This is a genomic window from Paenibacillus sp. LX16 (assembly GCF_036252815.1).
Lineage (GTDB): Bacteria > Bacillota > Bacilli > Paenibacillales > Paenibacillaceae > Paenibacillus > Paenibacillus polymyxa_B.
In genome coordinates, this window is sequence record NZ_CP141152.1 from 3,668,550 (window position 1) to 3,683,957 (window position 15,408).

At 38.4% G+C, this 15,408-nt stretch carries 15 protein-coding genes; 3 read left to right on the forward strand and 12 right to left on the reverse strand.

Translation table 11 applies throughout. The annotated features are described in order from the left end of the window. Nucleotides 1–51: 51 nt before the first annotated feature. Nucleotides 52–1,995 carry a serine hydrolase domain-containing protein gene (locus T3H97_RS16180; protein WP_328800259.1) on the forward strand — a complete coding sequence of 648 codons (1,944 nt, stop codon included), beginning with the start codon at nucleotides 52–54 and terminating at the stop codon, nucleotides 1,993–1,995. A gap of 788 nt (nucleotides 1,996–2,783) precedes the next feature. Here the strand turns inward: T3H97_RS16180 and T3H97_RS16185 are convergent. From T3H97_RS16185 to T3H97_RS16195, 3 genes are all read right to left on the reverse strand, one after another. Further along, on the reverse strand, nucleotides 2,784–4,256 hold the full coding sequence (locus tag T3H97_RS16185) for an NUDIX domain-containing protein (RefSeq protein WP_328800260.1): 1,473 nt from the start codon (nucleotides 4,254–4,256) through the stop codon (nucleotides 2,784–2,786). A gap of 26 nt (nucleotides 4,257–4,282) precedes the next feature. Further along, a complete protein-coding gene (locus tag T3H97_RS16190) occupies nucleotides 4,283–5,350 on the reverse strand; it encodes a thermonuclease family protein (protein WP_328800261.1) in 1,068 nt (355 codons plus the stop codon). Nucleotides 5,351–5,463: 113 nt separating this feature from the next. After that, the gene (locus T3H97_RS16195) at nucleotides 5,464–5,799 is read right to left on the reverse strand and encodes a YolD-like family protein (RefSeq protein WP_220025481.1); all 336 of its coding nucleotides are present in this window, start codon (nucleotides 5,797–5,799) and stop codon (nucleotides 5,464–5,466) included. A 161-nt stretch (nucleotides 5,800–5,960) separates the two neighbouring features. Between T3H97_RS16195 and T3H97_RS16200 the strand changes: the two genes are divergently transcribed. After that, nucleotides 5,961–6,851, forward strand: coding sequence for a hypothetical protein (locus tag T3H97_RS16200; RefSeq protein WP_258382184.1), 891 nt, complete (start codon nucleotides 5,961–5,963; stop codon nucleotides 6,849–6,851). 214 nt (nucleotides 6,852–7,065) lie between these two features. Here T3H97_RS16200 and T3H97_RS26450 read toward each other — a convergent pair whose 3' ends face one another. The 6 genes from T3H97_RS26450 to T3H97_RS16225 all read right to left on the reverse strand — a co-directional run bounded on the left by T3H97_RS26450 (nucleotide 7,066) and on the right by T3H97_RS16225 (nucleotide 11,924). Beyond that, nucleotides 7,066–7,149, reverse strand: a complete 84-nt coding sequence (locus T3H97_RS26450) for a putative holin-like toxin (protein ID WP_223822117.1) — start codon at nucleotides 7,147–7,149, stop codon at nucleotides 7,066–7,068. A gap of 109 nt (nucleotides 7,150–7,258) precedes the next feature. After that, entirely contained in the window at nucleotides 7,259–7,642 is a 384-nt protein-coding gene (locus T3H97_RS16205) for a hypothetical protein (protein WP_328800262.1), read from the reverse strand. Nucleotides 7,643–7,650: 8 nt separating this feature from the next. Then, on the reverse strand, nucleotides 7,651–8,793 hold the full coding sequence (locus T3H97_RS16210; RefSeq protein ID WP_258297831.1) for a hypothetical protein: 1,143 nt from the start codon (nucleotides 8,791–8,793) through the stop codon (nucleotides 7,651–7,653). Nucleotides 8,794–9,045: 252 nt separating this feature from the next. After that, a complete protein-coding gene (locus T3H97_RS16215) occupies nucleotides 9,046–10,092 on the reverse strand; it encodes a fibronectin type III domain-containing protein (protein WP_258297832.1) in 1,047 nt (348 codons plus the stop codon). Nucleotides 10,093–10,271: 179 nt separating this feature from the next. Further along, nucleotides 10,272–11,324, reverse strand: a complete 1,053-nt coding sequence (locus T3H97_RS16220; protein WP_258297833.1) for a fibronectin type III domain-containing protein — start codon at nucleotides 11,322–11,324, stop codon at nucleotides 10,272–10,274. Nucleotides 11,325–11,495: 171 nt separating this feature from the next. Continuing rightward, complete coding sequence (locus T3H97_RS16225; RefSeq protein WP_328800263.1) at nucleotides 11,496–11,924, reverse strand: NucA/NucB deoxyribonuclease domain-containing protein; 429 nt, start codon at nucleotides 11,922–11,924, stop codon at nucleotides 11,496–11,498. 201 nt (nucleotides 11,925–12,125) lie between these two features. Between T3H97_RS16225 and T3H97_RS16230 the strand changes: the two genes are divergently transcribed. After that, on the forward strand, nucleotides 12,126–13,118 hold the full coding sequence (locus T3H97_RS16230) for a discoidin domain-containing protein (RefSeq protein WP_328800264.1): 993 nt from the start codon (nucleotides 12,126–12,128) through the stop codon (nucleotides 13,116–13,118). A 22-nt stretch (nucleotides 13,119–13,140) separates the two neighbouring features. Here T3H97_RS16230 and T3H97_RS16235 read toward each other — a convergent pair whose 3' ends face one another. The 3 genes from T3H97_RS16235 to T3H97_RS16245 all read right to left on the reverse strand — a co-directional run bounded on the left by T3H97_RS16235 (nucleotide 13,141) and on the right by T3H97_RS16245 (nucleotide 15,311). After that, entirely contained in the window at nucleotides 13,141–13,374 is a 234-nt protein-coding gene (locus T3H97_RS16235) for a hypothetical protein (RefSeq protein ID WP_328800265.1), read from the reverse strand. Between the two features lie 190 nt (nucleotides 13,375–13,564). Continuing rightward, nucleotides 13,565–14,980: a transcriptional regulator gene (locus T3H97_RS16240; RefSeq protein ID WP_328800266.1), complete on the reverse strand. Its 1,416-nt coding sequence runs from the start codon at nucleotides 14,978–14,980 to the stop codon at nucleotides 13,565–13,567. Between the two features lie 169 nt (nucleotides 14,981–15,149). Beyond that, nucleotides 15,150–15,311: a hypothetical protein gene (locus tag T3H97_RS16245; protein ID WP_328800267.1), complete on the reverse strand. Its 162-nt coding sequence runs from the start codon at nucleotides 15,309–15,311 to the stop codon at nucleotides 15,150–15,152. Nucleotides 15,312–15,408 lie beyond the last annotated feature (97 nt).

The following is a 15,408-nucleotide window of genomic DNA, read 5'->3' on the forward strand; positions in this document are numbered from 1 at the left end:
AAAAAACAGACTGCTCTTAAAGATTCAAGCGCAGCAAAAAGGAGACTTGATATGAAATTAAAAAATCGATTTGCCTCTTTGTTCATGTTGGCATTGATGGCACTTATCCCGGTCCAGGCATATGCTTCTGGGTCCGTTCCAACCACTCCCTCTGGAATTCCGATTTCCGAAATCGAAAACAGAACAGATCAAATTATGAAGAAATATATAGGAACAGCGATTCCTGGTGCTGCGGTTTCCATAGTAAAGGACGGGAAAATTGTTCTTTCAAAAGGTTACGGATACGCAAACATCGAGAAACAAACACCCATGAGTACGGAAACAACCTATATGGAGGCCGGTTCCGTATCGAAATTGTTCACCTGGACGGCAGTAATGCAACTGGTTGAGCAAGGAAAACTGGATTTGAATACGGACATCCGCACATACTTGCCTGACGGCTTTCTCAAGCCTTCTTTTGATAAGCCTATTACCCTGAAATCACTGATGAGCCACACGGCAGGTTTTGAGGAGCACCTGGAAAAACTTTTGGTTCATGATCCTGCTGATCTTAGGCCTCTCAAGGAGCATATCGCACCCGGAAATCAGCCTAAACAGATTTATGAGCCTGGAACAGTGATTGCTTATTCCAACTATGGGACCAACCTGGCCGGTTATATTATAGAACGTGTATCCGAAATGCCTTTTGAAACCTATATTCAGAAACATATATTTGAGCCTCTAGACATGAAACATTCTTACTTTACACAACGGTATGATCTTATCCCAGAGGTTATCGAACATAAAGCAACAGGCTACTCCAAGAAGGATGGAAACTGGGTGGCAAAGCCAAATGTCTTCTTTAATGATGTGCCGGCGGGTGCGTTAAACATTACTTCGGAGGACATGGCTCATTTTATGCTTGCTCATCTGAACATGGACCATTCCTTAAAATATTCGCTGTTCAACAAGAATGAAACCTTGCGAGAAATGCATGAGGCTTCGTATACCCACTATCCCGAGCTTCCGGGGAATGCCCATGGCTTTTGGGAACGGTTCGCGGGAGATTATCGTGTTATCGAGCACGGTGGAAATACAGATTCATTCTCCTCTCTGGTCTCTATCGTGCCGGATCAAAACTTTGGGATCAGTATTCTGACTAATGTGGAAAATGAAATGTCCGGGGCGAGAAGCGAACTCATTGACCTGTTTGTCGGGGGTTCCCACGCTACTCCGCAAGCGGACAGCACGTTGAAGCATAGCGCGGATGTGGCGGGAAAATACCGCTCTGCTCGCGCAGTATCATCTGGTATATTGAAGCTTATACCCGTATTATCCAATGCGGAAGAAGTGGTCACAGCCAACGGCAATGGCGGAATCACTCTGAGTATTCCATCCATGAATATTCATGTTGATTATGTAGAAACCAAACCCTATTTTTTTGAACGCGTGACTCCCGGGAGCACTCCTTATGATTACGCGGGCCTAAACATCAGCCGTCTTTTTTTCTTAACCAATGCCGATGGTAAAGTGACGCAGTTGTCATATGGAGTGATCGATGACCAATTGCCGATATCCTTCCTGCAAACATCCATTTTCAGTTATATTCTGGTCGGGGGATGCGGTATTTGGTTTGCGCTTGGGTCTATTTTCGGTATTATTGGATGGCTGCGGAAGCTCAAGGACGCAAGAAAGCAGAAGAGTACTTCGCGGCTTCCCTTGCCTGACAGTGTAACCGTAATACCCTTGCTGGGTCTGCTTGTGATCGTCAATCTCATTGCTTCCAGCATCCAATTGATAAGCGACCCCTTTCAGCCTATGTCCAATTTCAATTTGAATATTATCTTTTTCTGGGTACTTGGGCTTGCCTTTGTACCGGCTGCCTATCTTGCTGTAAGAAAATGCAATGTTTCCAAAACAACATTGTTAAGAAAGGTATACACCGCGACGCTGATTCTTTCGTTTCTAGCTATTTCGATTTTCCTGTATTCCTATAATTTCTACTTTTTGGTATAGATATACTTAATTTCATCCTTTTTATAGCATAGGTAGCCCTGCGCAATATATTTCAAGTCGAAACGTAAAAAGACCGCCAATAGACGGTCTTTTTTTGTATTCTCATTCCTATGAACAATCATAAATCACTTAATATTGTAAGTATTTACGTCGTAAGCTCTCGCAAGAACGACTTAATGGCGCGATGTGATGCCAAAGGTATCATTTAATGCGCTCTCAATGCTTCCTTTGAGAACTATGCGTTAGGAAACGCCTAAATAGTGACTTAATGGCCCTGTCGTAATTATCTAACGTTAATTTTCCGATCTCGTCCTCCAGTTTTTTGCGACTGGAACTCAAGCGAGTAATTGACGTTAGTCCATCCATTTGCCTACTCTAAAATTGATACTCCGTAATTTTGCCAAAACAAAAAAAAGCCTCTCCGTATGTTAACGGTGAGACGCTTCGTTGGTCCTATGTACCTGTGAATTGCTCCGTTACAGCTACACAGGACCTCGCGTTATTTTCGTTCATTTAACTCTGATGTGTCCGTTATAAATCAAGAATGCCGAGGACCGGGATCGAACCGGTACGGTAGTCACCTACCGCAGGATTTTAAGACATGAGTTTTTAATATACTGTAGTGGCATACAGTTCCAAAATCCAGTATATTCAAGGCTTTTATGTGTTCGTATATGTTCTCATTTAAACTGTATTCTACACAAAACACTACAGTCTGTCCCCAATTTGTCCCCAATAAAAAGAGCAGTAAGGAATTAATCCTTCTGCTCTTTTTGCTACTTCCTTTTCTATTCAGTAATGAAAAAATTATTATAATTACGTAAGGAGCCTATAAAAGGTATATCGGCAGGTGAAAAATCATACAAACCTAAGTCTGCAAAATCAACCCATTTAATCTCGCTATGTTCACTTACAATAATTTCTCCACCACTCCATTTCGCCCAGTAGGCAATTAATTTAATAACACCGTCAGAGTATTTGTAAATGCTGTTATCATAATGATGAATTACATCAATATGCATTCCTAATTCCTCATAAATTTCTCTTTTTAAACACTCTTCAAAGTTTTCTCCATCTTCAAGCTTTCCGCCAGGGAACTCCCATTTCCCCTCAAGCTTCATACCTTTTCCTCGCTTAGCGATGAGTATCTTTCCTCTATCTACTATAAGAGCAGCAGTAACAATTTTTGCTTGTACACCAAAGTGTTCTTCTCTGTGACAGTTGGGGCAAACAGCAACTGCATTCTCGACTGTATCGTCTCCTCCGTCTGCCAACGGGACTTTATGATGTACTTCTAAATATGGAGATAAATCGCTCGCTCTAAGAAATGGCGCAGGTTGATAGCATATTTCACAAATACCATTAGCTCGCTTTAAAACTTCAACAATTACATCCGGATTTCTTTTATATGCTGTTGTGATAACAGGTACACTTTCGGGTTTTTTAGGAGCATTATTTAACCTAGCTTTACGATCCTGATCAGTGGATCTTTTGGCTTTCTTAACTTGCTTATCAACTTCTTGTAAATATTCTTTTGTAGTTACAGAACTCTGCATATTTAAAGAATTTAACTTATTCAGGATAAACCATCTTGAACCATTTTCGGAGTTGTAATGATGCGATTCAAATTCATATAAGCCATTCAAATTAAGAACAGTTCCATCTTTGGTAAACAAGTATATTGGTGTCTTGTTTTGAGCGGAGTTAATTATTGAAGCATTATATTTGTAATTTGGATCGAAATTGCCTCTTAAGCTATAGAAATAATATTTTATCTTTTCATTCTCTACAATCCATTCATTCGGATACTTTCCATCTGAGAAAGTTGATTTTATAAAGATAGCCTGTAATCTATCATTATTACCAATAAGATAAATACCTGACTGTGGATCATAAGTACGAGCAAGTATGGATATATCCCATGAAGTATAGTCAGCCCCGATCACGAAATCGTTAAGAACGGTAACATCATCTAGTTCATCCTTAAATTCTTCACAAAAACGAGGATATAAGTCTTCGTACGTTTCTAAGCCAAGGTTTTTAAACCGTTCGTATAGCGCTGTTCCTGGTGAACTTGAAGGTTGTACAATTTCAAAACGTTGAAGATATCTTTTAAGATCGCCCACTCGTTTCATATTTCGAACGACAGTTCTAGAACGTATAACTTTGTTTTTAAACTCTTTTTCAAGTTCAGGATGATCTAAGGCAGGCGCCTCCACTTCGCGGATAACAAAGTTTATAGCTTGTTGAATTCTTGACATATAACACTCTCCATTAACTAGAACTCTTATCTTTCACATCCCACTCCGTCACCATCACGATCCAGTTTCCTACTATAACCTGGTTCACCTTCATAAATTGGATCGGCACCAGCAGCACGAACCGCAGAGCAGTTTTTATAGTATACATTGCTTGATGATTCTCTTGGTTCAGAATAAGTTTGGACGACTTCCTTTTTAGGAGTAACTACTTTAGGCTTAGATTCTTTTACACTTGAATCATTACTTTTAGATTCAGTCTTTGCAGTTGCCTTTTGAGCTGCCTTCTGATTGAATCCATCTTCTTGTGCATAGTTTTCAATACTCCAGATACCTGTTGCATTTTTTTGAGCGGTCGTTTGAATCTTCTTAAATTGATCGACGTATTTAACGTTTGGTGGGTTTATGTAGGCCACCCGAGCATACCCTTTCTCAATTAACATTTCATTTAACATTTTATCTCCAATCCATACATAACCAAGTAGACGACCATACTTATCTCGTTCTGAAACATCAAGCTCTAGGGAAAGATTACCCTGCTTTAATTGCTTCAGCGTAAAAGCCGAAGCTTCTTTTGCGAACGGTTGGACTGGTGTACCCTGTTTTACGCTTTCTGGCGTATCTACTAGGAGTAGTCGAATCTTTTCCTCTTTCCCTTGAACTGATGCTTTAAATGTATCTCCATCCGTTCCCGCTATTAAAGTTATAGAAATACGTTTTGGTTGTTCAGAATCCGCCTTTTCGTTAGATGCTGAGGTAGAAACAATGTTTGAAGTTTGCTCAGATTTAGTTGTAGTAGGCACCGCAGAAGTTTGTTCTACTTTAGCTGGAACAGCTGGTACTTTATTCGCTAATTCCTGCTGCTTAACAATAGACAGATTGCCGATGAACGCTAGAAAGAAAATTCCGGCAAGTGAAAATAAAACTATAGCTAGTTTGCTTTTTTGATTTGCTCTCTTAGCATTCTGATATTTTTTATAACCCCAGTAGCCAAGCCCTCCTGCGATAATAAGCAATCCTAAATACTTAATAACCGCAACAGCTATAATTACTGCAAAGATAATTCCTATGATCTTTCCCTTTCCATTACTTCTCATGATATCCCCCTAGGTATTTAGTTCTAGGATAAATATACCATGTACATTTTCCAATATATACACTTTTATTACAATAATCGCACGAATATTTTGCTATTCTCTAGATTTATCTACTAGATACTTGCTGAAATGATATCCTCCAACTTGATCCAACTAAAATCATCCTCGCCACGAAACAGTTTTACTTCCCTGCGAGCAGTATTTATAGACGTGATTACACCTGTGAGTTCTTCGTCATCAAACGGGCTAAAAACCACTATCGATATAGGTTGACGTGTGTTGTAGGACTCTATAAGCGCTTGCTCGATCAACCGGACTTCCTGATCGTCAAGTTCCGGCTTGCCTCTCCGCTGGCGGTCTTGCATGAGTTTTAAGTATGCTTCCTTGTGTTCTGGTATGATAATCCGGCTGCTTTCCCATAAGCCGTTACCTTCTAATTTTTTCGACATGTATGTAGCCTCCTGATGTAATATGTTCAAATTATATCCCGAACATTTGTTCCTTACAAGGGCTTTTGTTTTCTACTTCTAAGACTTTTGTGCTAGAAAATTATTCCTAGGTCATATATACTAATTTTACTATAATATTACCAATAGATAGGGGTTATGTAATGACTGCAATTGCTGTGATTGCTTTGCTGGCTTTTTTTGTGTTTTTTGTTTTGTGGGCTATAGCTTTAATAAGAAAGAACGGCAAGGCTAAAAAAATGTTTCTCTTTGGTTTAGCTGCTCTCTTAGTATTTATTATTGGAATATCAGTCGCTGACACTCAGAAACCAACCGAAACTAATTCAAAATCAGTAGCTACTACGCCTGTTAAAGAGAAAGAAGTTACTACTGAATCAGTACAAAAAGAACAGACTGACGCTAAAAAACCATTGATTGACACATCGCTTCCTTTTGATAAGTTTTCATCTGCACTCTTTGCATTGCCAGTATCCAAGCAAGGGGAAACATTCGACAGTGTAAGAAATCAAGTTGTTTCATGGTCAGGTGTTGTTATTGAAGCTGGATCTAGCAGCCTCTATGTCTATGGTAAACCAGCAGATTACAACGGTGAACTATGGTCAGATATTAGCGCTGAAAAGAAAAAACTCGGGGATGTTATTGTTGTAAAAGTTTCAGATCGTTCAGAATTGAATGGTCTTAATCCGGGGGATATAGTTACCTTTAAGGGTGAACTTGGTTCCCGTGGTGTTAAGGGAGAAGCCAATTGGAAACTATATAACGGAAAAATAGAGGGTCGGACAGTAGCAGAATCGCCAAACCTCGGAACCATTACCAAAGCTAAATATAACAAGATTAAAAATGGAATGACTTATGAGGAAGTTGCGAAAATTATCGGTGGTCCCGGTGAGGCTCTTTCAGAGGTTGGTGAAAAAGGAGACGAATTTTATACTGTAATGTATTCGTATAAAGGTGAAGTCGGACCTGGTGCAAATGCCGTTTTCACATTCCAAGGCAACAAACTACAAGCAAAAGCACAATTTGGTCTCGAATAAAACAGCCCCGGAGCAATCCGGGGTTTTAATATTTCTATAACCATTATGACTATTGTCAACAAAGGTAATTCCATTGCCTGAATAAAATGAATATGATAACATAAGAATAGAAAAAGGGAACGGCAGCCACCGTCCCCTGCACGACTTACCGCTATAAGAGCGGTCAGCAATTGAGGTTTGATCCAAAAATAGACCGTATCCTCGTCAGGGCGGTCTATTTCCGTTTATGGAAAGAAAGTATCAGAATCACCAACGTTGCGAATTGAATCATCAACATCAGTGTGTCTTTAACTTCCATGGCGTCACCTCCCTTCCGGGAGATTAGCCGACCGCCCTTTATAGCCGTTTTGTCGCACAATCCAGATTATACCACAAAAAAGCTCTAGGTAGGTCTGGAGACTTTACTTTTATTTTTCCATTAATTTATTAAATATCTCTCTATCTTTGGAAGTAAAGTCGGTAATCCGTTTCTTTTGCTCGTACGTGTTGGTACTTGAATCTAATTTAATGAAGCCATTTTCACCAACCACATATACGATATTTTTTTTTATCTTATATGACACAATATTATCAACAGCATTTTCCAGTGGATCAGCAAGATGATTATAAAGTATTAAAGGGTCGTGCGGCCCCCCTCTAAAAATTTGAAAAGTCCCGTCACCAAAATATTCTACGGTATCTTTGCCTGATGGGTATTTATACTTCGTATTATCTCCAAAATTCACCAGGAAAATTAGAGTGGTAGTTGTAACTAGTATAGCAATCAAGATTATGATGTATCTACGCTTCATCTGCTACCTCACTTCCAAGCTTTTCTTATATCAGTTACTGTAACATAAGATGTATACTCATTGAGCGTTCCCCATGATTCCATTAAATTTGTTAGATTGGCCGCAGCCCAACCAAGCTTGTTATCCCCAGTAAACATTTGTTTAAAATTATATTCGAAATTATATACATCATAATATATTGCAGTAATTTTCCATTGCCCGTCAACGTAATTTCCATTTATTTTATAATACATGTTGTGAAAAGCATTATATAGATCTCTATTACTTTCAAGCCCCTCAGATCCATTATATGAAAAACTTTTAACTTTATTAGCGTTAGCTTTTTTGACTGCGGCATTAACTATTGCGATGTGCTCTTTAGATTTTTTAACTTGCTGCGCTTCGTATGACCATTCGTTAAAGTTTAAATTTCCTGGTTTGTAATCAAGTGAATGTTTAAGTAAATTGGCTGTGATGTCCCCGTACTTCTTTCGAGCTATAGGAACAGCTACTAATGTAAATGCTTTACGATCAGGATAATGTAGTACAGTATCTGAAGAATTCTTTACCTTCTCTACGCCTCGCACCCAAGTCTTTTCTAGTTCTACCATAGGATTTTCAAACGGAAAAGTATTACTTCCTGCATACACTAACATATTCTTACTATATGCGCCTTCCAGTATTTTTTGCGAGACATCAGACTGATCCTGTTCTCTTGTTTCCTTAGGTTCTGCCTGAGGACTGTATTGAATTTTTCCCAATTGATCTTCTTTTTGTTTTAAAACAAGTTCAAACTCAAGAATCTCTTTGCTGGTATCAATCTGTTCTTGATACTTATCTACATAAGCGTGTGTAAACGTAATATCTCGGATTGTGTTTTCATTTCTAACGATTTGGATATTACATTTGCGATAGTAATCCTCACTATCAGGTTTATATTCTGTGTTTGCCCATGTATACAGCATGTTGGAATTATCCGCATTGTCTATAACTGAAGGAAGCGAATGCAGCGGAATTTTGCTCCGAATATGTAGCGAATGAGCCAAGTTTGGAGACTTAGCTGAAAGCTTTATGGAACTATTATTCTTATAAGTAAAGCCAATGATTTCACCTTTTACAAACTCGATTGGTTCACCACCGGATTTGCGTTCTATTCTTAATGAAATGCTCATTGAAATAATCTCCTCTGTTAATTCAATCTAGTTTTGTAGGAAATATTTGTGAAAAATAATTTCCAAATATTAATATATACGAAAAATATTAAATAGTAAACATATTTTCAATATGGTAAAGGACGACAATAGAGTTTCGTAACCTCGGCAAATTATATGAAGAAGCTAAAACGAAATATATGCTAGCTAACACAGACCTATTAGAAACATAAAAGCTCTGCCGACCAATTAAGGTTAGCAGAGCTTTTTGATTTATTTAGAGTACTCACTTACTTCAAATGTTAGGATACGATCAAACAGCATATAATCCTTTCGGCTGCTGAATGGACCTTTATTGTTATCGTGCTTATTGATAGCATATGATGCTGATCCAGAACCAGCCTGTTTGCCTTCGTACCAGGAGATAAAGTCATTGACCTCTTTCATGCTCAGATCAAATTCTTTCTCTAAGCCAGTTGTCATGGTGACTACCAGAATTGCACGCTCTCCAGTAGTTGGCTCTGGGTCAGGTTGACTACCTCCTCCTTGTGGAGTTGCCGAAGCTTCATTGGAGTATTCAGAATCAACGCCATTCACCTTAGCACTTACAATAAAGTAGTACTTCGTTCCGTTAGTTAGACCGGGAATAACAAAGTTTCCATATGCATCTTTTGTTGCTGTTACTGTTTCCGTATACTTACCAGACTCAGTTCCATATCTGACCGTGTAGCTTTCAGCGTCTTGAACCTGGTCCCAGTTTAAAGTAGCCTGACTATAATTTCCAGTAGCATTAAGCTTTATCGAAGCCTCATTATCCACAAGCATTCCATCTTCATTGATATCAATCGCATCTAAATTTAACAGTCCATCGGCACTTTCTAACTTAATCACTACTTCATGAATCGCATTAGTCAAAGCTTTCTTCTCATAAACGAGTGTTTGTCCAGCAGTCTTAGAATATTCACTAAAATACTCAACATTTCCATCTATCGAGATAACGGCTCTTTTAGTTTTAGAATCCCAATTATCTGATAGAATTCTCAATTGTGTACCTTTAAAGGAAAAAGAAATGTACGCATCGGTATCCCTTGTTTGATGTATGGCCCCATCGGATAGTTTGATCCCATCTTTGAATATATACCATGATCCATGATATTTGATGAACTTATGAGCATCATCGTAACGATGCCAGCCCTTTTCATAAGTATAAAGATTCTGACCTAATGTAGCTGCATAGGAACTTGAGTTTAAAAACGTAACCATTACAAACAGAAGAACTCCAAACAAAATACCAAATTTCTTAGTAAAACCGATCTTCACAAATATTCCCCCTAAGTAATCTATTGAACAGTAATTGACTACAATGTATGTTACCCGCAAAGGACAGACCGTTGTTCATGAGATCGTCTTCGTTCTGGTTCGTTGGGTAGGTACCAACAATTTCTATAGAAAAGACGATCTTTTCCCTACCATTTTTCAGGCCTGGTGTTGCATATTATTTAGTATTCACTTACTTCAAAAGTCAGAATGCGATCATACAGCATGTAATCCTTGCGACTGCTAAAAGGTCCTTTATTGTTATTATGTTTATTGATCACATATGAAGCCGATCCAGAACCAGCCTGCTTCCCCTCATACCAAGCAATAAAGTCGTTCACCTCTTTCATGCTTAGGTCGAATTCTTTTTCCAATCCTGTTGTCATGGTGACTACCAGAAATGCACGGTTTCCTGTTGGTTGCTCAGGATCAGTTTGACCTCCTCCTCCTTGTGGAGTGGCAGATGCTTCGTTGGAATATTTAGAATCTACTCCATTAACTTTAGCACTGACCACAAAATAGTATTTTGTTCCGTTGGTCAGACCTGGAATGACGAAGTTTCCATATACGTCTTTTGTAGCTGTGGCAGTTTCAGTATATTTGCCTGATTCTGTTCCATATTTGACTGTGTAACCGTCAGCTTCTTGAACCTGACCCCAGTTTAATGTAACTTGACCGTCTCCAGGGGAGGTTACAAGATTCATGGGAGTGTAGATATCAACCAATTTTCCATCAGTATCTATTGCATCAAGCGAAAATATATTATTTGTGCTATTCGTAGTTAACTTTACTTCATGAACAGCAGGTTGTAGATCTAAGGCTTCAAACACAAGTACTTGATACAGATTTGCAGGATTATTTGGATTATATGTCGAAACTTTGCCATCAATTTCTATGGTCACATTGTTTACCCTATTGGTCCAATATAGATCAATAATTCGCAATTTAGTTCCGTAGAATTTGAATTTTATGGCATTTGTTGTTGCTCCAGATAGTTTCATATAGTGACCTGTTTTTGCATAAACACTATTAGGTTCATTTGTAACATATGCCCATCCATTACCTTCATACTTAATGGCAGGATCCATATCGTCATATCTTTCCCAACCTTCTTCGTGGGAAGTTAATCTCTCACCGATTGATGCTGCATACGTATTTGAATTTAAAAATGTGACCGTTACAAGTAATAAAGCTCCAAACAAGATACCTATTTTCTTTATAAATCGAATTTTCAATATTTTCTCCCCCTATAATCTATTGAACAGATACTAAGGTAATATATTCCTCAAAGCATGTCTAAACATAAACTTGCTGATTTATAAATATAATCAATATATTTGCATATTTATTTTTTATTGGATATAAAAAAGGACTCTATCAGCCACACTCTGTAGAGTCCCACACTCTTATTTCACTATGAATCTTACCTTAGTTCCATCAGCATATTTATCTAACTGATGACTTACCCATGATCCTGCTCCCCGGTTATCACTAGGGGTTATGTATCTGATATCAGCACCCGCGCCGCCTTCTGCACACATTGCCATTGGCCATTCGTCACGATCATACCCTTTTTTAGTCGGATACCCCTTCAGGGACTCCCTTCGATTTTCTTCGGCTCCGTCCCGATCAATGGTACATACAGCAGAATGTCCAGCTGCTATTGCATCTCTAATGTGTGCTTCGGTTTCAGGGTAACGTGAACTTGGGAACTCCAACGTATACCCAGCTGCTGCTTGTTGGTTGATTGCTGTCGGTTCAGCGTAGACGCCTTGTACGGAAAAGATAGCTGCCAACAAAAATACAATTAATCCTCTTACGATTCCTTTTATCATACGACACCTCCATAGTATTTAAATCTTCTCAATACTATATTGGGAGACATGTCGAAGTATCGCATATGTTGTCACATAATAAAAATTAAAATTAAAATCCACCATTAAACTTTATTTTGAATATATAGACATAAATGTTTAGACATTCCTTTCTGATAATTGTATTCTTACTTAGCAAATAAAACAAAAAGGGGCTCTAACATGAAAAAAATATTTTTCTCTTTACTCTCTATCTTTTTTTTAGCTTCAATGTTTGCAAGTTCTTCTTTTGCTAGCTCAAGTAATGTTAACTTAATTCCAAAAATGACATGGAATAACATTCCTTCTGGAATTGCTAGTGCTAGTAGCAGTTGGAGTGATAGTCACCAACCATGGGCCGTATTTGATCAATCCCTTAATGATAACGGGTGGTCTACAGCTGTAAATGGCATCCCTGGATGGATTGGTTACCAATTTGAAAAACCAGTTGTTGTGAACAAATATGTATTACAGGCTCGTGGAGCTAATAATTACAAGGCTGAATCTCCAAAAGATTGGACTTTTGAAGGCTGGGATGGAGCATCATGGGTGGTTCTCGATACACAAAAAAATCAAAGTAATTGGGATCAACCCGTAAAAAAAGAATTTACATTTAGTAACACAAAAGAATATATAAAATATCGGCTAAATGTATCAATGAATAATGGGCAAAATATTCTGACTCTTGGAGCTTTTGAGATGTATAATACTAACCCAGTTGCTCCACCTACAACACCTGATCCATCAACAAAGCCCGATCCATCTACAACGCCTGATCCATCAACAAAGCCCGATCCGTCTACAACACCTGACCCATCTACAAAGCCTGATCCGTCTACAACACCTGACCCATCTACAAAGCCTGATCCATCTACAACACCTGACCCATCTACAAAGCCTGGATCATCGGATACAGATGGGTCATCGCAAACAACTGGCGACCGCGCTATTTTGACTGTAACAATGGATAATGGATTTGATAAAGAATTCGATCTAAGTAAAAAAGAATTGAACGCCTTCATCGCTTGGTATGACGCTAAAGATGCTGGCAGAGGCCCTTCATTCTTTTCCATTGATAAGCACAATAATAACAAAGGACCTTTCAGCAACCGTAAAGACTATGTAATCTTCAACAAAATCCTTACGTTTGAAGTAAGTGAGTATTCAACTAAATAAACAACACAGGACTCCATACTGGTTACATGCCAGCGGAGTCCTTTTTTACATCTGCTCTAAATTCAAACTGATTACGTAAGAAATAAGATCCCTTAATCTTAATCGACTCTGGTGTAATCTTTTCTACTGCACCGCCGTAGTCTACTATATCTATCAAATCCTCATCTAATGGCTGTACTACATATACTCTTACCTGGCTTAATGCAGCAGCAAATAGTTCTATATCCGACTTTAACACTTTATATGTATGGTTCATGCTGATCACCTCGATAATTCTTTCGCTGAACGGTGTAGTAATTCCTTCAATAAAAAAAATCCCCGCCGACCGATTAAGGTTAGCGGGGATTTTTTTGTTTATCTAAGTTTAGGAACCTCCAACGGTAGCATTAAGCTGAATAGGGTGCTGGTCATAAGCATGATTAGGCCCACTCACAATAAATAAAAAACTAGCTGCGACGATCAGAAGAACCATTTTTCTCAACATTGTTTAACCACACCTTTTCAATAAGATTTAAAAACTCTTCTTTTAACTCAGGAACTGCATGTGTTCTAAACTTCACGAATAGCCCCATGCAGTTTATAAAATAAGTTTCGTTATTTATTATATGTGACTTTACCATTGCATACATCAAATGTTTAAAGCCATCACCGTATGATCCTCTATATAAATAATAATAAGCTAACTCGTATCCAAATCGTGCATATTGTTCTGGTATAACTTGCCTAGTATACATGTCGGATGATGGCTGCACCTTCTGAGTAAACGAATTAATTATAGTTTCAAAACGTCTAAGTATATCGTCTATATCCAGTTGATACTGGTTAGCTGCAAGCAGTACGTTCAATATCTTAGTTACCATTTCTTTATCTACTTTTGATTTGGCAATATATTCAACATAATCTGGAAGCACACTTGTATCACCGGACAAAAGTTTATAAATGTAACTATTACATTGCGCCCAATCCTTATAAAGATTTAGCCAATATAAAGTATCTTCGTCTGTCTCCAATACCCAATCTAAATCAGTGTAGGCATATGTATATTCTAGAGCTTGTTGATAATCGCCTTGGGCTTCGCAGACACTTGCACACAGCAGATCAGCATAGGAAACATATACAAATAATGGACGGCTTAGCTTATCAGTAGATTCAGTGTGTTCTCGACTGTTCCATTGATGTTTCAGTGTATATTGGATTTCCGCTTTAGCTTTCATTTTCTTTGCCATTTCATCGACCTTGTTCCACTTACACAATGAACGATACAAATTCGCTAAGTCCTTCAATGCGTCAAGTTGGTCTATTTCATTCAATCGCTCAACAAAAGCTTCAAGTATCGCAGCAGCGTGGAGATTTTGGGTTTGGTCGTCTCCAACTTGAATCGTGAATATACGATATTGGCAGACTGCCAAACGTTCGGAGTGTTGATATCTCTCCGTTTCAGCTACACCCTCATAAAGCAGCAAAGCAGCCTCATTTCGTCCCTGCGACAATAATACTTCTGCAATTTCAAATAGCTTGGGCGAATATAGCAGATTATCCATGATGGCTCCCACTACTCGACGGATTGCATCCAACTTGCCCAACTCCGCACAGCGAAACAAAAACGGCTCGATTCGCCTCATATTCGGGGGATGGTCGATGATGAAGTTATCTATAAACAGATCATAAAAGTGACCTTCTGGTAAGCCCATAGCCTCAGTAATTAGGTCGAGCTGGTTAATAGACATAGACTTATTACCTGACACAATGGCGCTTACCGCTCCCCTATTCATGCCTGCTATATGTCCAAACTCCGTCATGCTCAAACCTTCTTGTTGTAGGTATCTGTCTAATTCTGCTCGAATCGTAGGTGTATGCTTCATGCCATATCCACCTCTCGCATAAAAATTCCATATTTTTAAAAGATACTTCATTTTTCACTAGAATTAACCATCTGTCAATATATTATGCAACTAATGTAAAAATCAAATTTTTAGCATAAAATAAAAAATACTCTCCCCTGACCATAAAGGTTAGTGGAGAGTATGATCACTATTCTTTTTTCTCTGTGTTGTTGTTATTCTTTTTCTCTGCAAGAAGTATTCCTAAAAGTACATATCCTCTATACAATGTTCTAATTAACAATACTCCACCCGAAATAGAAATAAGAGCAACTAACATATTAAGGATAAACGGTATTAAATCAAAGGCCAAAATAACACCTCCCATAACGTAAAAGCACCCCACTGGCTTTAGCTAGTAGGGTGTCACCGATGCTTTCGGATTGCACAACGGTGCTTCCGTATGTGTT

Bases quoted from the DNA above. Each gene is read 5' to 3' on its own strand.
- T3H97_RS16180 (WP_328800259.1), top strand. From the start codon at position 52: ATGAAATTAAAAAATCGATTTGCCTCTTTGTTCATGTTGGCATTGATG.
- T3H97_RS16185 (WP_328800260.1), bottom strand. From the start codon at position 4,256: ATGTCAAGAATTCAACAAGCTATAAACTTTGTTATCCGCGAAGTGGAG.
- T3H97_RS16190 (WP_328800261.1), bottom strand. From the start codon at position 5,350: ATGAGAAGTAATGGAAAGGGAAAGATCATAGGAATTATCTTTGCAGTA.
- T3H97_RS16195 (WP_220025481.1), bottom strand. From the start codon at position 5,799: ATGTCGAAAAAATTAGAAGGTAACGGCTTATGGGAAAGCAGCCGGATT.
- T3H97_RS16200 (WP_258382184.1), top strand. From the start codon at position 5,961: ATGACTGCAATTGCTGTGATTGCTTTGCTGGCTTTTTTTGTGTTTTTT.
- T3H97_RS26450 (WP_223822117.1), bottom strand. From the start codon at position 7,149: ATGGAAGTTAAAGACACACTGATGTTGATGATTCAATTCGCAACGTTG.
- T3H97_RS16205 (WP_328800262.1), bottom strand. From the start codon at position 7,642: ATGAAGCGTAGATACATCATAATCTTGATTGCTATACTAGTTACAACT.
- T3H97_RS16210 (WP_258297831.1), bottom strand. From the start codon at position 8,793: ATGAGCATTTCATTAAGAATAGAACGCAAATCCGGTGGTGAACCAATC.
- T3H97_RS16225 (WP_328800263.1), bottom strand. From the start codon at position 11,924: ATGATAAAAGGAATCGTAAGAGGATTAATTGTATTTTTGTTGGCAGCT.
- T3H97_RS16230 (WP_328800264.1), top strand. From the start codon at position 12,126: ATGAAAAAAATATTTTTCTCTTTACTCTCTATCTTTTTTTTAGCTTCA.
- T3H97_RS16235 (WP_328800265.1), bottom strand. From the start codon at position 13,374: ATGAACCATACATATAAAGTGTTAAAGTCGGATATAGAACTATTTGCT.
- T3H97_RS16240 (WP_328800266.1), bottom strand. From the start codon at position 14,980: ATGAAGCATACACCTACGATTCGAGCAGAATTAGACAGATACCTACAA.